The organism is Neptuniibacter marinus (assembly GCF_965223595.1).
GTDB lineage: Bacteria > Pseudomonadota > Gammaproteobacteria > Pseudomonadales > Balneatricaceae > Neptuniibacter > Neptuniibacter marinus.
This window is the reverse complement of sequence record NZ_OZ245004.1, coordinates 2,157,758-2,177,734: the sequence shown is the minus strand read 5'-3', so window position 1 is coordinate 2,177,734 and position 19,977 is coordinate 2,157,758. Positions and strand designations below refer to the sequence as shown.

Sequence of the window (19,977 nt, the reverse complement as noted above, 5' to 3'; positions counted from 1 at the left end):
CTATTGGATGCTCTTTCGATAATCCAATTGTTACCTCAGATCAGGACAGTTATCGCTAGAGCAAGTTTAGAACTTAGATCCAGAAGTGATGTCCGATTTAGGCAAAGAGAAGATCTTTCCGTTTATCAAAACGATTACTTCCAACATGAAAACTAGTGGTTATCTCAGTCGCAAATGGCACCAGTGCAGATAACAACAGCTATCAGGTTAAAAACGTGTTTGACTCAGGGGAATTGGACGAAACAGCAACGACCGAGGATTTTCGGTCGTTCGCCAATGGATGCTGGTAATGACCAGAAGGATAGGGGAAAGTAGCGCGTTTGGAGGATATTATTCGCTACACTCACCCTTCGGGTCGTCGAAGATCTATGCTTTCGTATCCTAAGCGATATTAACAGGATTGCCGTTACTTGTTTTCAAAACAAATTAAACTTGCATTAAAAATGTTATGTAATAACATCATTGACAAATTAGCCCTTTCTTTTAATTCTATTGGCCAGAGTTTTTACTGTAATGAGTCGAGTACCTATGATGCGCCAAGCGTTTGTTTTCCTTGGACAGGATTTAGATCGAGCTATAACCTGCGCCCTCGACAACGATCTTTTGACGGACGACGCGGCTCTCAAAGGTAACGATTCTTGGCCAACATTAAGCACGCCCTTACCTCATTGGATGGAACATTCATGAACACTTCGCAGAAAGATCAATGCGCCTTAACGGAAGAACAGATCTTAAAGGCCCCGGAATCCGACTATATGAACACAGAACAACTCGAATATTTTAGAAGTCGGTTAATGCAGCTTTATGAATCTATCAGTGGAAGAATCCAAGAGGCTAAGAACAAAATGGCTAGTCCCCCTGAACTTAACGATGATAGTGATCGGGCATCTTGGGAGGAAGAGTGTAGTACTTCATTGCGGATTTTGGATCGAGAACAAAAGCTGCTGCCTAAAATCATCCAATCATTGGAGCGCATACGCCTAGGTACCTATGGCTACTGTCTGGAGTCGGATGAACCTATAGGCATTCCACGCCTTTTAGCAAGACCGACTGCTGAATACTGCGCAGACATCAAAGCCGATAGGGAATTAAAGGAACGTGTTTACCGAGATTAGATTCTGCAATAATAGGCTTAGTGGAATTTAAGAAAACCAAAACCAAAAGCGATGTAACTTATCAGGCCACATTAGTAACGGTTATTCATAATATTTATTGGACTCAAGATACTATTGTTAGAGCTCCGAAAACGGGTAAAGGTTCAAGAGTTTTGCCCAATAAGGATTTACCAATGCTTTGTCGACTCGCCAGACTATTTATTGCCCTGTTTGTTGTTCTGAGTACCCCTGTACTTGCCGAGCCAAGTTCGACTACTGGTGCGTTTTATGATGTCTCTTACGTTTGGAGCAAAGATTCTGCCGCTGTGCAGAAGTATCATGACAATGTAGCGCGAATTCTCGGACCTGCGGTAGCTAGACACTTGCGCGTTGTAGTCGATAATGGTTTGCATGGGGTCATTTATCTACGTCATGGAAACAGTGCAGGTGCGGTACGGGTAGCCCGTGTGCATAGTCAATTACTCAACAGAAAAGGATTAGAGGCAGCCGCTCCGGTACTGTCGAAGGATTGGGTCTTAGCAGCTACCGATCGCAACTTAACGAAAACCAAAAAACAAACTGTATTCGCAAAAAACTCTGAACGATCAAACACCGTTGCCAAACCAACCAGTTCTTCGACTAAAAAGTCCCAAGCAATCCACGACCTAGAGGTTGCTGTGGAAACCTATATCAAAGACCTTCGGCAAAGAGGGCGAATAAGCAAGGACGAACGCACAGGCTGGTCAGTATACGACTTCACTAACGGAGAAAAACTGGTCACCATCAACGAGGAGCTTCAATTTCAATCCGCTAGCCTGATCAAACCCTTTATTACTGCAGCTTTCTTTCATCAAGTTAAACAAAAAGATCTAATCTACGGGCCAAAAAGTCGACGCCATATGGAGCGGATGATCCACCGTTCCAACAACGCTTCTACCAACTGGGTTATTAAGCAAGTGGGTGGTCTGAAGGCGGTACAACGAATACTCAAACAAAATTATCCCGGTATATTCCGCGCCACCAGTATCGTCGAATACATTCCTGCAGGTGGAAAGACCTACCGCAACAAGGCCTCAGTTCATGACTATAGTCGCTTTCTGTATGCTCTATGGAACGATAATATCGCGGGTGCCCGAGAGATAAAGCGTCTTATGTCTTTACCTGGTACAGACCGAATCTACACCGGTGCCGAATCAGTACCGGTGGGTACTCAGGTATTCAACAAGACCGGAAGTACTGCTCGATTATGCGCCGACATGGGAATCTTGAACGTGAAGGGGCCTGATGGGAAATGCTACCCCTATATCCTTATTGGCATTATCGAAAAGCAAGAAAAAGCGCGTAACTATACCACCTGGATACGCGATCGAGCCGAAGTGATACGGGACGTATCCAACATCGTTTATCAAGGCATTGCCCAGAAGCATAATTTCACTAATGTGCTTTGATTAAACTCTGCTAAAGTCGCGTTGATCATGCCGCTTCAGGTTGAAAGCAGGGACCGTGGCTAGATATCCTGTGCTTGAATCTGTACTTCGTCATTTGGGGTTAAGAGAAGAATGGGGCGATTATTTTATCGGCAGCTGAAACAATTAATATAAACAGCAACTTACCTGAACCTATTAATATCGCGGGTATCGACTTTGATGCACTGGCAGAGATGGTTTCGCGGATAACCACCCCGAAACAGTCTGATGCAGAACGCCTGAAAAACATCATTGAACGAAAGCTTCAGCCAATGATTATGCGTAACCGCACACGTCAGGACTTGCAGCAGAAGTTTATGGATATGGTCGAGGAATACAATCTCGGTGCCTATAACGCTGAGGAACTGTTCAGACGGCTTGAAGAGTTTATCCATGAGCTGAATGTAGAAGATAAACGAACTGTTAAGGAAGGCCTTACAGAGGAAGAACTTGCGATCTTTGATCTGCTATTAGAAGACGTTACGCTATCTGATAAAGAACGAACTAAAGTAAAAGCCATCGCAAAGATGCTTATCAGTAATATGCAGGACGCTCTGGTTATCGATTGGCGTAAAAAACAGCGAACCAAAGCCAAGATCAAAAACCTGATCGAAGAGGTCTTAGATGAGCTTCCAGAAGCTTACGATGATGACCTATGGCCTAAGGCATGCTCAGAAGTCTTTATGCACGTTTATGAGAAATACCCTGGTCAGGGTCAGAGCGTTTACGTACATTAATATCCAATAAGTCGAAGAAGCAGCGTGCGCTAGTGTAGCTTCCAGCGGAATTTGAAGCTTCAGCCTTCCAGTTTATGCGGGACGTAGGAATATCCTCCAGATTAACGTTTTGAAAGAATCCGGTATAAGTTGAAGTTTAGCGCATTTTCTCCAGACAAAGATAAAGCTATCTATTTGTTTTTAAATAATTAATTTGAATTTATATTGATAATAGCCTGCTTTGTCAATTCTGACAATCGTGTTCAAGGCTTACCATTCGACATAATCTATTCTAAGAGATAGTCTTGTTCGTCAGGGTTTAAGCAAGATAGGTATGGAATTCTAGTCTTTATGGAGGAAGTTGGGTGAAACCAGATGAGTGGTGGAAGAATTTTGGTTTAGGCATGGAACTTGATGCCTCTGGAACATTCATATACAACGGAATAAAATCCCTAGACTCTCTAGAGGGTCTAAATCACTCTGTTGATATTTTCGAGATTCTATACAGTCTTTCCGTGGGGATTGAGAGGCTACTCAAAGTAGCCATTATTCTGATCGAGCATGACGATAGTATTTCTATTGAGGAATTCGAAGAAAGCTTGATCACACACAACACCACGGAACTTGCCAACCGCTTACAGAAAAATCAGGGCATTGGCCTATCCGCAGTACATAAAGAGTTTCTTGCTCTACTGTCTAAGTTTTATAAGTCACATAGATATGTGAGATTTTCTCTGTCTTCTGTGCCCAATATAACTGAAGAGAAAGACCTTTTTTTATCGTACCTTCATAAGCATCTAGGTATCAATATTAGCGACAAAGGACACTTTTCATATATACATAACACCACTCAAATAAAGAAATTCATCGGAAAAATTGTCGGAAAAATTAGTAAAAACCTTTTTCGTATCATAGGAAAGCGCGCCCGTTCTTTAAACCTTTATACCTATGAACTCCGATCAGACTCAAAGGCGATAAAGGTATTCTATTCTCTTGGCGATAGATTGGACTTTCTAGAAGAAGAGATAGTAAAGAAAGAGTTGATTTTGCATCTAATATCCAAGGATATTTCAGGAGATCATATAGACTTTCTTCGTTCAATTGCGGCATTGAATCTTGATTCTGATGAGACACCGACTCACATTAAAGCATTACTGAATGATGTTCACCTCCACCTTGTAAAAGGAGAGGTTGAGTGTGAATATGAAGAAATAGAAAACGTAAAAGACAGGCTGCAATTGCTTGACCTAATGACAAATGAGCTGTAGTAGCTCAGACTTGATCTGACAGTTACCCGTTTTTTATCTGGTGTCTGTCAGTTTAGATCTGGGCTAAATTCTTCTCGGCCCAGACCCGTTTACCATCAAGCAACGTTTCCATTGGCGTTCTACCGCAACATACCTTGCCCTGATGAGTTCGTTCATTGTTGTAGTATTCCATCCAGCCGTCCAGATCTTTTTGTAGTTCCTCAAGTGATTCGTAGAGCTTTTTACGGAAAGTTACTTGATAGAACTCATTCAAGATCGTTTTATGAAAGCGTTCACATATACCATTTGTTTGTGGGGACATCGCTTTAGTTTTGGTGTGATCAATATCGTTTATAGCAAGATAAAGCTGGTAATCATGCTGATCGACCCGACCACAGTATTCAGTTCCTCGGTCTGTAAGAATACGCAGCATAGGAAGCTCGTGTTCTTCAAAGAACGGTAATACCTTATCGTTGAGTGTATCTGCAGCAGTAATCGGTGTTTTAGTGGTATAGAGCTTACAGAAAGCGATTTTGCTGTAAGTATCCACAAAGGTCTGTTGGTATATACGGCCAACGCCTTTCAGGTTACCTACGTAAAAGGTGTCCTGAGACCCCAGATAACCTGGGTGTATCGTCTCAATTTCACCGCATGCTTCATCATCAGATTTCTTTTTCTCAAGCGCTGCAACCTGAGCATCGCTCAGGATGATGCCGTCGTTAGCAACTTTATCTTCTAAAGCTTTCAGTCTCTTTTTAAAGTTCTCAAGATTATGTCGAACCCAAATTGAACGGACGCCACTACCTGATACAAAGACACCCGACTTACGTAGTTCATTACTGGTACGGTGCTGACCATGAGCGGGTTGTTCAATGGCATAAGCAACGACAGCTTGTTCTGTTGCTTCATCCACTCTGTTCTTGGGATTCGGTGCTCTACGGCTTTTGTTGATCAGGCTATCGATACCACCTTCTTCAACAAGTTCCTGATAACGATAAAACGTATCTCGTGATACGCCCATGACTTTGCATGCTTTGGACACATTCCCAAGCTCTTCTGCCAAATTCAGCAAGCCAGCTTTGTGTTTAATGATTGGATTGTTAGTATGGATCATGAGAGTTACCTTTTGTTTTGATTTAAGATTCGACACCTTTATCAAAACGGGTAACTCTCTCTTTTTCAAGATGATGTGTCAGATCTAGTCTGAGCTAATTCAAATGAGCATTTGTCATATCATAAATAATAGCAAGTACCTTGCTAACAAGTTTGTTACATAGAACCCATGGATGGTGGTATGGCAGATCAGATCCCTCTTTATTTTAAAGACGAATTCTCACCTGATACTGAGAATCGCAATAATCCCCCCGAAGGATCTTTTCCAGAGATTTCTCGTATCCCCCATAACTATGGCCGAAATACTGTCGATTCTATTTTGCAAATCGACCTTCAACACGAAAAAGAACCTTTTATTGTTACGGGCTATACATCGCTGCTTCGAGTGGTAAGACTTATTGCTGGTTTAAAGGAGGATCAGGATTTACGTCTTCTAATCGGAAACGAGCCGTTTCCGATCACCAATGCTCCCATGTCTCTTGCCCTTGTAACATTCCCCGAAGAGGTTCTAAAATACTGGCTTAACAAGCGAATATCTCTTCTTCAGTATCCCGATGTCTTTGTCGCACTAGAAAAGATGCGTTTAGGTCAAGTTGATGCGGCCTATCTAGATATTCCCGGAAGAATGATGCATGCGAAGATGGTAATAACCAGTGAAGTCGCCATGCTCGGTTCTTCTAACTTTTCGAATTCAGGACTCACTCGCAACATTGAAGCCAATGCGCGCTTCAAAAAAGATGAAGAAGAGCAACGCTATACTGAAATCTCCGAATACGCTGAAGCGCTTTTCAGTCTTGCTGATGACTATCGAGGGCACCTCAAAGCTCTGCTTGAATCACTGCTACAGGCATCAAACTGGAAAGACTGTATCGCACGTGCTTGCTCGGAACTACTGGAAGGCCATTGGGCAAAAAAATACACCTCTTATACAAGCTTGAGCAATCCTGATTTGTCCCTATGGCCATCACAGCAACAAGGTATTGCACAGGCTCTTTGGATCATAGAAAACCTTGGTAGTGTTTTGGTGGCAGATGCTACCGGTAGCGGTAAAACGCGAATGGGCACCGCTCTTCAACGTGCTGTCTTTGATCGATTAATAAGAACCGGAAATATTCGTGGTGGGGGTATGTCTCTTATCAGCCCTCCCGGCGTAGTGTCAGGCTGGCAGAAAGAGCTTTTAAGCTACGGTTTAAGCCATCAACCGTTATCCCAAGCCGCTCTCAGTTTTGTCGATAAAGAAAGAGCAATAAACAGTTTCGTTGAGCAATGTATCAAGCAGGGTCAGATTTTGACTGTTGATGAAGCTCACAATTACCTCAATGCCGGTTCTAAACGTGCTCAAGTATTACTAAGAAACCTTGCAGATCATGTGATGCTATTCACCGCCACGCCAATTAACAGAAGTGCTTCTGACTTACTTTGTTTGGTGAATATTTTAGGTGCAGATAACTTCAACCCGAAAGTCATTCAACAGTTTAATAACTGGCTGCGTCTTGATGTCAAAAAAATGCGTGAGGCGAGAGAAGATCAACTGGAAGCTCTAAAGAGTGAGATCGCGAAATTTACAGTTCGCCGAACGAAGAGAGAACTTAATAATCTTGTAGATAAAGACCCTGATTCCTATCTAAACAAACATCAGCAACTATGTAGATATCCCAAACATAATGCTATCCCATACGATACCGGCGAATCTGATACATCTATATCTATTGCGCATAAGATCCGTGAATTAACCAATAAATTGAAAGGTGTGGCTTTCATTACACGCACTATTGATGAAAGCGCATTTACAACCCACGATGGTGAGTCATCAGTTCCTGAGTCAGTATTCAAGCGCCGTTTGGGTATGGCTAAACGTAGCGCAGCTTATCAGGTCATCTCTCATCTTAGATCTTCTCGTGCCTCAGCTTATGCGCATATCGCGGGATTACAGCAAACTCTAGCCTTCTTTAAGTTTGGTGCAAAGGACAGTACTGGTCATAAGGGAATGATTCCTAAGTTATCTGAGCTTGAAGAAGCACCCGGCGTCGTTTTACCTGAACAATTAATAGGGCTGATTGAAATACCTGACTGGCTTAATGATCAGGTAGCTTTTGAGAGAGCACGAGATAAGGAAATCAGTATTTATCAGGATATTCTCTCTGAACTTGAAACGCTTGATGACTCACGTGAACTAGCCAAATTGATGCTCATTAGGGAACTGTTCACAAACCAAGATCAACTCGGTGTTATTGCGTTTGATCGTCATCCATTAACGTTGATCTATCTGCGCCACTTATCCGAGAAGCACCAAATACTTGATGACGTAATTCTTCTACGTGCATCAGGTGATTCAACCAAGACAGAGCGTAAAGAGGTTGATCGGTATTTAAATAACCAGAACCCACTAACTGAGAATGTGCTAGCACTATGTTCAGACGCCATGTCAGAAGGGTATAACTTGCAGAATGCTTCTGCGGTCGTGCATCTGGATATGCCTTCTGTAGTTCGCCTTGTAGAACAGCGTATAGGCCGTGTCGACCGAATGGATAGCATCCACGATGAAATCCAAGTTTATTGGCCTAGAGACCATGAAGCCTTTGCGCTCAGGGCGGATGACCTATTGATTGAGCGATTCGAAGCCAACGAGTTGCTATTAGGTTCAAACTTCTATTTGCCTGAAGGTATGTCTGATCATTGTGTGAATTATGACGAGATCATCGAGCAAGCAGAGAAAGAAAGCGTGTCATGGGATGGGATACAAGACGCATTTGATCCTGTCAGATCTCTAATTGGTGACGGTACAGGTTTGGTGTCGACCGAGCACTACCAAGAAATGGCTGCTATAGAGGAAACCTGCACAAGAATTAGTGCTGTGGCCTCAGATCATGATTGGGGGTTCTTCTGTATTTCTGGTACTGAATTTGGCTCTCCTAAGTGGGTTCTCCTGTCCAGTAAACAGAAAGAACCCATTACCGATCTCTCTCATATCTCTACATTCCTTGCAGCTCAGTTGAACGACGATACAGAAGAGGTCGATCTTCATTCTGATAGGTGTTTTGCAGATGTTAAAAGTTACCTTTGCAGACTTCCTGAGATCGAACGAAACCTTCTACCTAGGAGAAAGCAGGTAGCCCTATCAGAGATGGAGTTGATCTTAGGAAAGTGGGCGCAGCATGCAGACGAAGAACAAGCTGAGTTCTACAGAAAGCTGATTGGCATTCTTTCACAAAAAATAGAAACACAGAGAACTGTTAACTGGTCACTACTAGCCGATAGGTGGCTTGAGCTTATAAGGCCTGTTTGGTACGAGAAGCTAAATTCAGCACGTGGGCGTAAGGCTATATTGTTGTCTGACCTTAGAGATGTATTAATCAGCTCACCACTTCCATTTGAAAGAGTTTATGAGCATTTCGTAGTGATGCCTGATCCAACAACGCATGCTAGTGAGAGGATTGCGGCCTGCATAATTGGAATTAAAGAGTGAAATTATTGGACGGAACCAGAATTAGATGACTATTAAAAAGCTAATAATTGAAAATATTAAGGGGTTCTCTAGCCAAAGTTTTGAGCTCAATATCATTCCCAATAAGCCAAGCTTATTAGTTGCTCCAAATGGGTTTGGTAAGAGTTCACTTGCTGCAGCTTTCCTAAGCCTTAAACAGAAAAAACAATCCAAACTTTTTCCAAACTGGTGCTTAAGGAATTTAGGGGGCTGTCGAGGTAAGAGTACAAACTACTTTTAACTGCGAATCCAGCTTAAGACCACATTTTGGGAAAATCCAAACTTTCGCCAAATAAATGGATATATCTTAATTATCAGTTAATTATGGTATACATTATATTAAAATAAGTTAGCAGCCTATCTCTATCATTTCAAGCTTGTGATTTTAATGAGGGGATAGGATGAAAGTGCATTACTCATGGATTGCTATCGATAATGGATATTCGCTTCGTTACAAAAAATCCTCATAAAGCCCAAGAAGTTGAGACTATTCTTAGCGGTCTTGGAGACTCAATCATTCCTACCCCTTTGGAAATTCACGAAATACAAACTGAGGATATCTACGATATTGCCCGTGACAAAATCCTTAAAGCCTTTAAGCAAATAAGTAGACCTGTTTTCGTGGAGCACACGGGTCTATACATCGATAGCCTCAAAGGGTTTCCAGGTGGGTTAACACAAGTTTTTTGGGATAAGTTGGAAGCCGACAATTTTTCAAAGCTATTAGGCCAGCTAGACAACACAGACCTTAAGGCAAAGACGGTGATTGCTTATTGCGATTCAAAAAAACTACATATTTTTGAAGGTGTAGTAGAAGGTAATATCGCTCCAGAGCCAAGAGGTAATAGAGATTTTCAGTGGGACTGCGTTTTCATTCCAAAAGGCTATGATCAAACGTATGCTTAATTGGGTGATATCAAAAATGATATTTCAATGAGGAAAATAGCATTTGATCGGTTCAGGAATTTTCTGCTTGAGGAGGCTCTGTGATGGATGATCTGCACGAGTCATACAGAAATGGAAATGTCATACTTTTTGTTGGTGCAGGTGTATCTAAAAACTTAGGTCTACCTTCTTGGTCTGAACTCACTGCGCATATAGCAAAGGAGCTTGGATATGAACCAGAAATTTTCAATACTTTTGGTGATAACCTTGCCTTAGCTGAGTACTACAAAGTAAAAAAAGGGAACATTGGTCCGCTTAGAAGCTGGATGGATACCAACTGGCATGACAAGTCTATCAAACTAGAAGACTCAAACATTCATAGGTTAATAGCCACCTCAAATTTCCCAATCATCTATACGACTAACTATGACCGCTGGATCGAAAAGTCATTCGAACTGTATGATCAGGAATATACCAAGATTGCTGCTGTTTCGGACATTCCAAATATCAAGGAAGGTCTCACGCAGATAATTAAGTTTCATGGTGACTTTGATAATGACGAGTCCATCGTATTAGATGAGTCTAGTTACTATGAACGCCTTGAGTTTGAAACCCCTCTCGATATAAAACTTCGGTCAGATGTATTGGGTAAATCTGTACTTTTTATCGGTTATAGCCTTACTGATGTGAATTTACGTTTTCTTTTCTACAAACTTGCAAAATTATGGCGATCAAATGGTATAGCAAGCGGTCAACCTAGATCCTATGTGTTTACGAATCGCCCAAATCCAATTCAAGAAGCAATCTTAGACCAGTGGGGGATAACTATGATTACCTCTACAGAGGACCATCCTGAAGTTGCACTTAACAATTTTCTGGGCTCTTTCAGATAGCTTTGATCTCCCTCCAAGGAATAAAGGAGCACAATTATGTACGACAGCGAAACAACGGAATATGCGAAGGAACAAGAAGCACAGCTCAAAAAATTAGAATATCGAGTGCATGACTCAAGTGATGAGCGTTCTGAAGGTCGGCAAGAACTTATGAGGGACTATGCAAGGGTACTGTATTCCTCTTCGTTTCGCAGACTTCAAGGAAAAATGCAGTTACTTGGTATTGATGCCAACAAGTTCAATAGGAACCGTTTAACTCATAGCTTGGAAGTTGCTCAGATCGCTAGGTCTATTGCTATGGATTTGGGCCTGGAAAGCTCAGTTGTTAGCGAGACAGCTTCCCTTGCCCATGATATTGGTAACCCGCCATTTGGTCATTACGGTGAGATCATTCTAAACGAGCTCAGTACTGGTTGTGGTGGCTATGAGGGCAATGCTCAGGCATTCAGAATCCTGAAAACATTAGAAAAGAAACACCATGCATACGACGGATTGAATTTAAATATTCGTACGTTGATGGCAGTTACAAAATATTTTTTCAATAAAAGCGAGAACAGCAAAAAGTTTTTGTATGACGATGATTATGACTTTCTGTCTGCAGAGCAAGATAAGCATGGCCTTAAGATTAAGAAAAGTATAGATGCTGAGATCATGGATCTAGCAGATGAAATTGCATATGCCGCACATGATCTCGAAGATGCTCTTAGCTTCGGAATGATTAGCTTAGGTGAAATTGTTCATGAGTTTAAGATCAGCGATAAGTTTAGTGTCGCATTCCCCGACATGCAGGAGTTGACTCAGAAAGTACAAGCAGAAGCTATGAAGGCAAGCCGTGGACAAACTTCTGAGGAATACGCGATTGTCCTTAAGAAAGAGCTAACATCCAATATTGTTAATATTCTATGTTCAGATATTGGTATGGTTGATGATCAGCTCGGTTATAAGCGTTATGCGAAGTTAGCTGAAGGGTTAAAAAAGCTGCTATTCAAGGCGATTCTAAGAAAGAAAGATATACAACTGTATGAAAGGCGAGGAGAGCAGATAATCAGAGGCCTTTTTGAAGTATATAGTGATGAAAAATACAACCATAACAACATACTTCTACCTCCTGAACTGAGGTCTTTGAAAGACTGTAAAACGCGGCTTGTTACTGACTACATTTCAGGAATGATGGACTCCTATGCCGCCCAGGAATATGAAAAATATTTTGGTATCAATAGCCTAGAGAAGTTGTATTTCAAAAGTTAACTATTCACTCTTAGGAGCCTGTTTAACCAGTTTATAGTTAGGACAATGGCCTGATGGGAGAGATATAAAGGAAGCTTATGGGTTCAGTCAAACAGTATTATATGGAATTGGCGGAAGAACAGATTGAGCAGGAAAAAGAAGTCTATATTCGTTCTATTTTGAATGATGAAGAGGCTGATGAATCCCATCCTAAATGGGAAGCTTTATCCAACGATTTCTACGAAGACCGTGAACGCCGTAGGGCTGCAGATGAAGACTTTGCAGAAGCTCAATGGTCTATAAAAAATGAACCGCTTGTTCTCTTCAACAATACAGTTAACGATTTGAATGAATCTTATAAGGTACTTGAATCTTTCCAAGTTTCAGAGGAGCAGCCTTGGCAGTTCAAAATGCTGTATTCATATGGAATAACTATTCTAGAAGCCTATCTATATGAACTTGCCGTTCATCTCGTAAGAACACATCCTACTTGTTTGAACAATTTTGTGTCTGACAAAGATATAAGCAAAGCCCTGTCTTTTGAAAAATACCCATTACATGAAATTTTAAAAGACCCAGATTTTGTCTTATCCACTGTAATCAATTCTCTCTCGAATGTTCTATATCACAACATTTGGAAGTCAGTGAAAATATTTGAGGGAATGATAAATCAGAAATTTGAAATAGACATCACCGACATAAAACAGGCCTGCTCAATTAGGCACGACTTAGTACACAGGAATGGTAAAACCATTGACGGTGAAATTATCGAAGTAAACTACGAGCTTGTCTCCAATGCATACGTAGCAATTTATAACTTCATACGTCAGATCGATAACAAAATCACATCGTCGATCCCATCTTGTAAACAATAGCTTAATAAATTGACCTCACCCAACCCAGTCATTAGTTCAGCTAATATTTGATCTGCCATCAAAAACGCTGAGTATACTGTCGGCTGTAAAAGCTTTGGTTGCACTTCTATCCCTGCCAACTTTAAGCTTCTTGGTAATGATTAATTGTTCTAAATTCATAGACGCACATTAGCACTGAATTTAAAAGATGTTGAGTAAAATACGAATGATGAGCCCAGCGATGTTGGCCAAACCGCCGTTCTCAGATATTCATTTTGAAGGTGTATTTGGTCTGTTTGATGATGGTGTGGTGATGGACCTGAGAAATCGAATTAAAGGAATTGAGGCTTTAGCGGTTGGAAAATAGAGCATTAAAGGTATTTAATTATTTATAGCCTTGTTGATATTAATACATATTCAGGGCTTTTTATTTCATTTTATATCAATATGTTACAAGTACTTTTAAATGCTATTTCATGCGAATAAAACTTACGGACAAGTTATGTCTATCCCTAAATACAACGACATTATGCGTTACCTTGATAATCATGGAGAGCAAAAATTCAGAAGCCTGGAGCAGACTTTAGCTCGAGAGTTTGAACTGTCTGACGAGGAAGTAGCTCAGGAATATGACTCAGGTAATGGCACTGTATTTTTGAACAGAATCAGTTGGGCGCTTAGTTATTTGACCAATAGCGGACTGGCAGAAAGACTACGCAGAGGCGTCTACAAAATACCGATAAAGCTCAACGGTTTCTGAATAAAAGTTCTGAGGAGATTCAGCAGTTTGTAAAAGATCAAATGGCACTGAGAGCGGCTGAGCAGAAAGCGGAGCAGGGAGTTGTGAACTGCTGCCTACAAGCAATCAAACACCGCAAGAGTTGCTGAATGCAGCGCATGAGAGCATCCGTCAGTCTAGATATGATCAGATCATCGATACCGTACTCAGTAAAACGCCATTAGAGTTTGAAGGACTTGCCGCACGATCTAATTTAACCCTGAATAAGCCTAAATGCGGAAAAGATTCGACGGTGTTTTTGTACTGACGCTTTAGTACTGCAATCAAATCCACAAATGGCGGGGCCGGGGCCTGTGGGCATTTTCACAAGTACAAACTTTTCCAAACTTAGTTTGGATGTGGATTGGATTGCAGACAGTATCAACCTTTAAGCATCACAGATTCACTAAACTGGACAAAGAGTCATTTGAATCTGAAAACAACACAAGGGCAAACCAACCTATAGCCAAATAATTATCGTATTTAACATAATATATATTATGCGAATATATTATTATGGCTATATAGGGAGCTACAGATTAGCTAATACTTACTATTATTAGGTTTTTGTCTTGGAATCTATGATGTAAAAAAGTAAAAATGGGGACTGCTTGCGCTGCCTGGGTTTAAATTCTAGGCGTGAGACACTGGCGTATCTGGTGCTTGATAGCTGCACAGTAACGCTGGATGGAGGTTTATAAATTCGCCAGTTATATCCGATTCAACAACAAGCATCGAGGGTTCTGCTGCTACTGCACGAAGCTTGGCGACAACCTCATAAGCTTGGTATTTGTGTAATTTAAATGTATTGGATTCATATAGATCGGCATCTAACATAACGCTATCCCCAATGGAGATCTCATTCCAAAGAAACTCGGTTTCCATATGCAGCTCAGTAAAATCTAAATCGCTCATGGTGTATCCACCTTATGAGTTGTTATATTTTTAAGCTTGGACGATACCGTGACGAATTGCGAGGTGAACTAGCTCTGAGTTATTACTGATAGTCAGTTTTCTAAAAATATTAGTGCGGTGTGCGTGTACAGTTTTAGGGCTTAGGAATATCTCTTCAGCAACCTGCGAAACCGTCCTACCCTCTGCAAGCAAAGCAAAGACTTGAAGCTCACGTTTAGTCAAACTGCTAATAGACGCGGCCTCAGTAGAACCGTCACCACTAATTCGGGTACGCATCTCCTCAGTGATATACTCTTCACCATTATGTATTGCTTTAACAGCGGCTAATAGTTCATCAGGTGCGCAGCGCTTAGTAAGAAACCCTTTAGCGCCCGCATTAACTACATGAGCAGGAAACGGATCAATCTCCATTGCAGTTAACACAAGTACTTTAGCTTTAGTATCATGGGAGATTATTCTTCGGATTGCTTCCAATCCGCCATTTAGATTATGACAAGCCTCATCGCTAGCAGACGAGTCGTTAGGCATATTTAAGTCCATAACAACAACATCAGGCGCGTGAGTAGCATACATATCACATGCAGACTGGCCGTTATCCGCTTCGCCCACTATCTCAATGCTATCATCAGATATTAGCAAACGTTGAAATCCCGCCCTTACCAAAGGATGGTCATCAACAAGGAGAATCTTAATTGGATCAGTCATCTATTTTCCTGTAATTTGCTTTATTATATGCTCTTGTTGTTTTTTGAGATTGTTTATTTAGAAACAACAAGTTAGATGATAAATATTAAGCTTGTTCTTGCAAGGCTATACATCCTCGTCGGGTAGAATTGCATCTGCCCCTTTATAGACATCATGGCAATTGATATCTAACGCGCCTGCACTTGAGATCTCTTCGTCTGAAACACTTGCAGGCAAAGCAACCAGTTCATCACTATACCCGATAAGCTGTATGCCTTCGTTTTTACAATGTTTCAAAACCTTTTCTAAGGCCTTGATAACGGTAATCTGCCGACTATTAAGCAAGCCGGAGCTCAGTGCTTTATTCTTAGGCTTACTGGTTACCTGTCTTATAGCGTAACCGCCCTCATCCAGAAGCTGAACGGTAACATTCTTGAGTTTCTCTTTGATTAAGAGCTTCTTTGAACGCTCAAATGTCCCTGTATCCTGACAACAGACAGCATCCTCAGAACCGCATTCATGCAGCGCATCCAATATCACTACATCTTCAGCTTCAAGATTTAAAACTATATCCATATTAATTAGATACCTAAGAAAGCCAGAATGGAGGTTAAGTTACATAGATCAAATACAAGCATATAGATTAACATTCCTCTGGGTTTTGCACTAGCTTATCCCCTGCTTCAACGCGCTAACCTCTGCATTTAACTGTATATTTTCCATTTGAAGAGATGATTTATCACTAATCAGCAACTCAATCTGTTTGTTTAGGCGCTTATTTTCTTCTTTGAGAGTTCGGTTATTAACCTGAATTTCAATATATTCATCAATATCTTGCGTGCCTTTGCTCATAATCTGCTTCTGCTTTAACTCTCGCTCTAAAGCTTCGCTTTTTGCCTGAAGCGCGATAAGTGTATTCTCTTGCTCAAACAGCTTACCCTGAAGGGCGAGTTTTTGATCAGAACATTTTTCATTTTCCTGAAGCAGTCTAAGGCACTGAGAGCGTAGTTCTTTTAATTCGCTATTATCTGCTTTCGATGAATTTGCGGCTTGATTGATTTTTTCTCTATATTCGCGCTCAAGATTATCGCGGCGCACCTCCAACTCCTTTTCTGCATAAGCAAGCGCCTGAAGCCATAGCTTACTCGCACTTTCCGCCACAGGGTCTGGCAGCATAGGATGGCTCGTATTTACCTTTAGTCGCTCACCTAGCTCCTGCCACCAAGCATTTAACGCTTTATTGATGGTTGTAATAGAGCCGCAACCCATTCGCTCTCTCACATTTTGCTGCGTCGGGCGAATACCTTCCTGTAGAAGAATGTCTGCGGTCTTTTTAGCAAACTCCTGTGTATCGCTCTTTTTTGCCATCTTGCAATATCCAATATGTACTATTTGATACATATTATAGCTAACTTCACCGCCCTCAGCAGCTTTAATAAATATCTTTTAGCGCCACTCGCTGTTCTGTACTAGGCTGAAAAATAAGACGATAAAGGAGTTTTCATATGAGCATGCGTATAGCGATCAATGGCTATGGCCGTATTGGAAGAAACATCCTTCGTGCAATTTACGAATCGAACCAACAAGAACACATACAAATTATCGCGATCAACGATTTATGCGATCCAAAAGTAAATGCCCACCTAACTGAATACGATAGCGTTCACGGACGTTTTATGTACAAGGTCGCAACCAAAGATCATTGTTTAGAAATAAACGGGGATCGGATAGAAATCCTTAAAGAAAAGTCCATAAGCGCCCTTCCCTGGGAGCGCCTAGAGATAGACATAGTATTTGAGTGCACAGGGCTTTTTGCAAACAAGGACGCAGCAATGGAGCACATAAAGAGTGGTGCTAAACGCGTACTAGTATCCGCCCCTGCCAAAAATGCTGATGCCACAATAGTATATGGCGTAAATCACAACATCCTAACTAAAAACCATTTAGTTATCTCTAACGCCTCATGTACCACTAACTGCTTGGCACCTATGGCTCAAGCACTCAATAACGCTATAGGTATCAGCTCAGGCCTCATGACAACCATTCATGCTTACACTAACGATCAGCACCTAACAGACGCATTTAGTGGTGACTTATATAGAGCGCGTGCCGCGGCAACATCGATGATCCCAACAAAAACAGGCGCAGCAGATGCTGTAGGAATTGTTCTCCCCGAGCTTGCGGGAAAGCTTGCTGGCATGGCCGTACGTGTTCCAACAGCCAATGTATCACTTGTTGATTTAACCTTTACACCCAACACACCAACAACCGCCGAGGCTATCAATAACATTATGAGAGAGGCCTCAAAAGGCTCAAATAATAGCGTGATCACCTACAGCGACAAGCCATTAGTATCTGTTGATTTTAATCACCAGCAAGCTTCTTGCATCTTTGACTCCACCCAAACCATCTGTACCCAGGAGCAAGCTAAAGTCTTCGCTTGGTACGATAACGAATGGGGGTTTTCAAATCGCATGCTGGATACAGCAAAAGAGATAGCCAAAATTGGAGGTTTTTATGACTAGACAAACAGGTAGAACTAAATTCACAGGTCGTTGACGAAAAGCAATGCTCCTACGGCCTGCGCAACTATTCTGCAGTTTTTATTTTAGAAAGGTAGAGGTCCAAATTGTTACATCTATCCGGCTCGATAATGTCTCGCTGCAACTGCTGTCTTATACTATCTGGTATTTCATCGACTTCAGTTGCTGTAACAATTTGATCTTGCTCTTGAATTAAATAGGACGGACTGTATCTTGAAACCTGTATATAGGTGATACCTTCGCTATCAATAGATGCGTAGCTGATTTCTGAGAAGCGATTATCATTTAAGTCACCCACAATATAACCAGTTTCACATGCTGAGTTTAGCGTTTTTCCTGCCGCAGTAGGCTCAAGAATATCGGTCGGATCGATGCCATTATCCATAGACTCTAGAAAGGTAGCTTCACTTGATGCTGATTTATTAGACGTAATCTTAGCTGATGGTCGAGTATCAAGCGCACTAAAAATTTGGCCACCGACAACACCTACGGCCAATAAAATTAATACCCCTTTAGATAGACCACCCATACCTTTCTCCTTTAGGTCTTTAACACGCTAGGCGATAACCACTCATTCCATTATAGCAGCACATAACGGCTCAGCCAGCTACTGCTGAGCCCTAATTAATTATCAAACCAAACTTATATCTAATTGATAGGATTATAATTTGGCAACTTTAATGGAATTATTGTACTGAGGTACAAGTGCATAGATACATTAAGCTATAATCCCAATAACGACACACCACCCCAAGATGCACAGAGACAGAAAAGTGAAAGGCCGCTAAATCCCACACCAACTAAGCTGTAAAAATAGACAACAAAATAAAACAGGCAGCGCTCACTTGCGGGGCTTAAAAACCTAAAAAAGCGGGACTCGAGCCCAAGTCTGAATCGGAATACGAAATAATATGGATAATTGAACTTATGACGCCGCCTGTTATGCGTATAACAAATCTGACGCCCAGACAGGTAATGGTTTCTTATGCCCAGTGATCGCTTGATTCCGAATAGTAGCTACTTGCTCATACGGACTGCCGCAACTGGAATTATCTAAAATTCTTACATGATCACATAGAGGAAGTACGCTTCGGACATTTGCTAGCGTTCTCGAGATACGGGTCTCTACCTTATCATCCGGCACAAAGTGCCCACCTTCCTCTACTCGTTGAGATATTCGAGCTTTATTCAATGAAAGGCTATCAACATGAATAAACACTAAAACAACCTGATAACCCAACGCTTTAGCCTTAGCGACAAAGTCGATTTTGGAGGGATGAGAAAAAACGGTTTCAAAGCAAAAATTAGCACCATCGATCAGTAGCTGCTCACGCATTTGCGTAGCTAACTGAGCAGCCTCGTAACTATTGCCTTCTGGATCATCAGGAAAGACTTGCTTTGCGAGCACATCGGCATTAATAAATGGCACACCCTTTGGTTCAAGGTATTTACGGTAGAAGGTGCTTTTGCCTGCACCATTTCCACCAACAAGCATCCATAACTGCTTGGAATTACTCACAAATCACGCCAGCGGATGGGGTAAATTTACCATTTTCGAACTGACCTACAATAACAGTGTCATCTAAAGCAATCTGCTCTAGCATTCCAGGATATTGAGCTGAAGCCTGATACTTTAATGAACTAGAAGTAATATTATCTTGGAGACAACCCGCTACCCGATCATCTTCCAATATATCAAAGAGTCTATCAGGATCTACAGTTGGACCATCTACTGGCTCTACTTTAACTTTTACCAATCCTGCATAGAGCTGCAGCAAAGTCTCTGGCGTAATTACTTTAGATACACTGCGCCCAATGTCCGCCCAATACTCGATCTGCTCTGCTGTCGAACGGTGAAGATGCTTTCCTGATAGTTTGGCTTGCTCTACTAGGTTTGCATCTAAACGCAACGGGGAATGTGCTTTTGCCATATCGTACGCTCTATATTTTATTAACTCTTTACTGATTGTAGCAGATAGCTACAAAAAAGAGCTATAGCCTTAAGCTAATCGAGACTTGACTGGTCACTCATTCTGCACTCGAGTGGGCTATAAATTACAGGAGCGTACATAAAAAAG

Annotated in this window: 22 protein-coding genes; 14 read left to right on the top strand and 8 right to left on the bottom strand. The window is 41.5% G+C overall.

The window, feature by feature from the left end; all coding sequences use genetic code 11:
• The first annotated feature begins 513 nt into the window (after positions 1-513).
• The 5 genes from ACOQOE_RS10235 to ACOQOE_RS10215 all read left to right on the top strand — a co-directional run bounded on the left by ACOQOE_RS10235 (position 514) and on the right by ACOQOE_RS10215 (position 4,544).
• Complete coding sequence (locus ACOQOE_RS10235) at positions 514-687, top strand: hypothetical protein (protein ID WP_420553924.1); 174 nt, start codon at positions 514-516, stop codon at positions 685-687.
• On the top strand, positions 684-1,115 hold the full coding sequence (locus ACOQOE_RS10230; protein WP_420553923.1) for a TraR/DksA family transcriptional regulator: 432 nt from the start codon (positions 684-686) through the stop codon (positions 1,113-1,115). The genes ACOQOE_RS10235 and ACOQOE_RS10230 overlap by 4 nt, the downstream gene beginning before the upstream one ends.
• Positions 1,116-1,477: 362 nt before the next feature.
• Positions 1,478-2,542 (top strand): serine hydrolase, encoded by a 1,065-nt coding sequence (locus tag ACOQOE_RS10225; RefSeq protein WP_420553922.1) that lies wholly within the window; start codon positions 1,478-1,480, stop codon positions 2,540-2,542.
• 212 nt (positions 2,543-2,754) lie between these two features.
• Positions 2,755-3,297 (top strand): type I restriction enzyme endonuclease domain-containing protein, encoded by a 543-nt coding sequence (locus ACOQOE_RS10220; RefSeq protein WP_420553921.1) that lies wholly within the window; start codon positions 2,755-2,757, stop codon positions 3,295-3,297.
• A 344-nt stretch (positions 3,298-3,641) separates the two neighbouring features.
• Positions 3,642-4,544, top strand: coding sequence for a hypothetical protein (locus ACOQOE_RS10215; RefSeq protein ID WP_420553920.1), 903 nt, complete (start codon positions 3,642-3,644; stop codon positions 4,542-4,544).
• Positions 4,545-4,596: 52 nt separating this feature from the next.
• Here the strand turns inward: ACOQOE_RS10215 and ACOQOE_RS10210 are convergent, their stop codons facing one another.
• A complete protein-coding gene (locus ACOQOE_RS10210; protein WP_420553919.1) occupies positions 4,597-5,637 on the bottom strand; it encodes an IS481 family transposase in 1,041 nt (346 codons plus the stop codon).
• A gap of 180 nt (positions 5,638-5,817) precedes the next feature.
• Here ACOQOE_RS10210 and ACOQOE_RS10205 point away from each other — a divergent pair, with 180 nt between their 5' ends.
• The 8 genes from ACOQOE_RS10205 to ACOQOE_RS10170 all read left to right on the top strand — a co-directional run bounded on the left by ACOQOE_RS10205 (position 5,818) and on the right by ACOQOE_RS10170 (position 13,739).
• Positions 5,818-9,102 carry an SNF2-related protein gene (locus ACOQOE_RS10205; protein ID WP_420553918.1) on the top strand — a complete coding sequence of 1,095 codons (3,285 nt, stop codon included), beginning with the start codon at positions 5,818-5,820 and terminating at the stop codon, positions 9,100-9,102.
• A 25-nt stretch (positions 9,103-9,127) separates the two neighbouring features.
• Entirely contained in the window at positions 9,128-9,361 is a 234-nt protein-coding gene (locus ACOQOE_RS10200; RefSeq protein ID WP_420553917.1) for a hypothetical protein, read from the top strand.
• A 194-nt stretch (positions 9,362-9,555) separates the two neighbouring features.
• A complete protein-coding gene (locus ACOQOE_RS10195; protein ID WP_420553916.1) occupies positions 9,556-10,026 on the top strand; it encodes a non-canonical purine NTP pyrophosphatase in 471 nt (156 codons plus the stop codon).
• 83 nt (positions 10,027-10,109) lie between these two features.
• Positions 10,110-10,898, top strand: coding sequence for an SIR2 family NAD-dependent protein deacylase (locus ACOQOE_RS10190; RefSeq protein ID WP_420555472.1), 789 nt, complete (start codon positions 10,110-10,112; stop codon positions 10,896-10,898).
• Positions 10,899-10,934: 36 nt separating this feature from the next.
• Positions 10,935-12,146: a dGTP triphosphohydrolase gene (dgt, locus tag ACOQOE_RS10185; RefSeq protein WP_420553915.1), complete on the top strand. Its 1,212-nt coding sequence runs from the start codon at positions 10,935-10,937 to the stop codon at positions 12,144-12,146.
• Positions 12,147-12,223: 77 nt separating this feature from the next.
• Complete coding sequence (locus ACOQOE_RS10180) at positions 12,224-13,000, top strand: hypothetical protein (RefSeq protein ID WP_420553914.1); 777 nt, start codon at positions 12,224-12,226, stop codon at positions 12,998-13,000.
• A 187-nt stretch (positions 13,001-13,187) separates the two neighbouring features.
• Positions 13,188-13,346, top strand: a complete 159-nt coding sequence (locus ACOQOE_RS10175; RefSeq protein WP_420553913.1) for a hypothetical protein — start codon at positions 13,188-13,190, stop codon at positions 13,344-13,346.
• Between the two features lie 135 nt (positions 13,347-13,481).
• Positions 13,482-13,739 (top strand): winged helix-turn-helix domain-containing protein, encoded by a 258-nt coding sequence (locus tag ACOQOE_RS10170; protein ID WP_420553912.1) that lies wholly within the window; start codon positions 13,482-13,484, stop codon positions 13,737-13,739.
• A gap of 651 nt (positions 13,740-14,390) precedes the next feature.
• On the opposite strand, the gene ACOQOE_RS10165 is transcribed toward ACOQOE_RS10170, so the two are convergent.
• The 4 genes from ACOQOE_RS10165 to ACOQOE_RS10150 form a co-directional block, all read right to left on the bottom strand.
• Positions 14,391-14,672 carry a hypothetical protein gene (locus tag ACOQOE_RS10165; RefSeq protein WP_067864745.1) on the bottom strand — a complete coding sequence of 94 codons (282 nt, stop codon included), beginning with the start codon at positions 14,670-14,672 and terminating at the stop codon, positions 14,391-14,393.
• Positions 14,673-14,702: 30 nt separating this feature from the next.
• Positions 14,703-15,377 carry a response regulator gene (locus ACOQOE_RS10160; protein ID WP_420553911.1) on the bottom strand — a complete coding sequence of 225 codons (675 nt, stop codon included), beginning with the start codon at positions 15,375-15,377 and terminating at the stop codon, positions 14,703-14,705.
• 105 nt (positions 15,378-15,482) lie between these two features.
• Positions 15,483-15,932 (bottom strand): response regulator, encoded by a 450-nt coding sequence (locus ACOQOE_RS10155; protein WP_067864751.1) that lies wholly within the window; start codon positions 15,930-15,932, stop codon positions 15,483-15,485.
• Between the two features lie 90 nt (positions 15,933-16,022).
• Complete coding sequence (locus tag ACOQOE_RS10150; protein WP_067864755.1) at positions 16,023-16,724, bottom strand: DNA-binding protein; 702 nt, start codon at positions 16,722-16,724, stop codon at positions 16,023-16,025.
• A gap of 137 nt (positions 16,725-16,861) precedes the next feature.
• Between ACOQOE_RS10150 and gap the strand changes: the two genes are divergently transcribed.
• Positions 16,862-17,881 (top strand): type I glyceraldehyde-3-phosphate dehydrogenase, encoded by a 1,020-nt coding sequence (gap, locus tag ACOQOE_RS10145; protein WP_067864757.1) that lies wholly within the window; start codon positions 16,862-16,864, stop codon positions 17,879-17,881.
• 64 nt (positions 17,882-17,945) lie between these two features.
• Here gap and ACOQOE_RS10140 read toward each other — a convergent pair whose 3' ends face one another.
• The 3 genes from ACOQOE_RS10140 to ACOQOE_RS10130 form a co-directional block, all read right to left on the bottom strand.
• Positions 17,946-18,428, bottom strand: a complete 483-nt coding sequence (locus ACOQOE_RS10140) for a hypothetical protein (RefSeq protein WP_420553910.1) — start codon at positions 18,426-18,428, stop codon at positions 17,946-17,948.
• 411 nt (positions 18,429-18,839) lie between these two features.
• Entirely contained in the window at positions 18,840-19,418 is a 579-nt protein-coding gene (locus ACOQOE_RS10135; RefSeq protein WP_420553909.1) for an AAA family ATPase, read from the bottom strand.
• A complete protein-coding gene (locus tag ACOQOE_RS10130) occupies positions 19,411-19,830 on the bottom strand; it encodes a TA system antitoxin ParD family protein (RefSeq protein ID WP_420553908.1) in 420 nt (139 codons plus the stop codon). The genes ACOQOE_RS10135 and ACOQOE_RS10130 overlap by 8 nt, the downstream gene beginning before the upstream one ends.
• Between the last annotated feature and the right edge of the window lie 147 nt (positions 19,831-19,977).

What these genes read in the sequence shown, in the direction of transcription:
- ACOQOE_RS10210 (WP_420553919.1), bottom strand. Translation starts at nt 5,637, where the DNA reads ATGATCCATACTAACAATCCAATCATTAAACACAAAGCTGGCTTGCTG.
- ACOQOE_RS10195 (WP_420553916.1), top strand. Translation starts at nt 9,556, where the DNA reads ATGGATATTCGCTTCGTTACAAAAAATCCTCATAAAGCCCAAGAAGTT.
- ACOQOE_RS10235 (WP_420553924.1), top strand. Translation starts at nt 514, where the DNA reads ATGAGTCGAGTACCTATGATGCGCCAAGCGTTTGTTTTCCTTGGACAG.
- ACOQOE_RS10200 (WP_420553917.1), top strand. Translation starts at nt 9,128, where the DNA reads ATGACTATTAAAAAGCTAATAATTGAAAATATTAAGGGGTTCTCTAGC.
- ACOQOE_RS10205 (WP_420553918.1), top strand. Translation starts at nt 5,818, where the DNA reads ATGGCAGATCAGATCCCTCTTTATTTTAAAGACGAATTCTCACCTGAT.
- ACOQOE_RS10170 (WP_420553912.1), top strand. Translation starts at nt 13,482, where the DNA reads ATGTCTATCCCTAAATACAACGACATTATGCGTTACCTTGATAATCAT.
- ACOQOE_RS10140 (WP_420553910.1), bottom strand. Translation starts at nt 18,428, where the DNA reads ATGGGTGGTCTATCTAAAGGGGTATTAATTTTATTGGCCGTAGGTGTT.
- ACOQOE_RS10190 (WP_420555472.1), top strand. Translation starts at nt 10,110, where the DNA reads ATGGATGATCTGCACGAGTCATACAGAAATGGAAATGTCATACTTTTT.
- gap (WP_067864757.1), top strand. Translation starts at nt 16,862, where the DNA reads ATGAGCATGCGTATAGCGATCAATGGCTATGGCCGTATTGGAAGAAAC.
- ACOQOE_RS10165 (WP_067864745.1), bottom strand. Translation starts at nt 14,672, where the DNA reads ATGAGCGATTTAGATTTTACTGAGCTGCATATGGAAACCGAGTTTCTT.
- ACOQOE_RS10150 (WP_067864755.1), bottom strand. Translation starts at nt 16,724, where the DNA reads ATGGCAAAAAAGAGCGATACACAGGAGTTTGCTAAAAAGACCGCAGAC.
- ACOQOE_RS10180 (WP_420553914.1), top strand. Translation starts at nt 12,224, where the DNA reads ATGGGTTCAGTCAAACAGTATTATATGGAATTGGCGGAAGAACAGATT.
- ACOQOE_RS10130 (WP_420553908.1), bottom strand. Translation starts at nt 19,830, where the DNA reads ATGGCAAAAGCACATTCCCCGTTGCGTTTAGATGCAAACCTAGTAGAG.
- ACOQOE_RS10175 (WP_420553913.1), top strand. Translation starts at nt 13,188, where the DNA reads ATGTTGAGTAAAATACGAATGATGAGCCCAGCGATGTTGGCCAAACCG.
- ACOQOE_RS10155 (WP_067864751.1), bottom strand. Translation starts at nt 15,932, where the DNA reads ATGGATATAGTTTTAAATCTTGAAGCTGAAGATGTAGTGATATTGGAT.
- dgt (WP_420553915.1), top strand. Translation starts at nt 10,935, where the DNA reads ATGTACGACAGCGAAACAACGGAATATGCGAAGGAACAAGAAGCACAG.
- ACOQOE_RS10230 (WP_420553923.1), top strand. Translation starts at nt 684, where the DNA reads ATGAACACTTCGCAGAAAGATCAATGCGCCTTAACGGAAGAACAGATC.
- ACOQOE_RS10160 (WP_420553911.1), bottom strand. Translation starts at nt 15,377, where the DNA reads ATGACTGATCCAATTAAGATTCTCCTTGTTGATGACCATCCTTTGGTA.
- ACOQOE_RS10220 (WP_420553921.1), top strand. Translation starts at nt 2,755, where the DNA reads ATGGTTTCGCGGATAACCACCCCGAAACAGTCTGATGCAGAACGCCTG.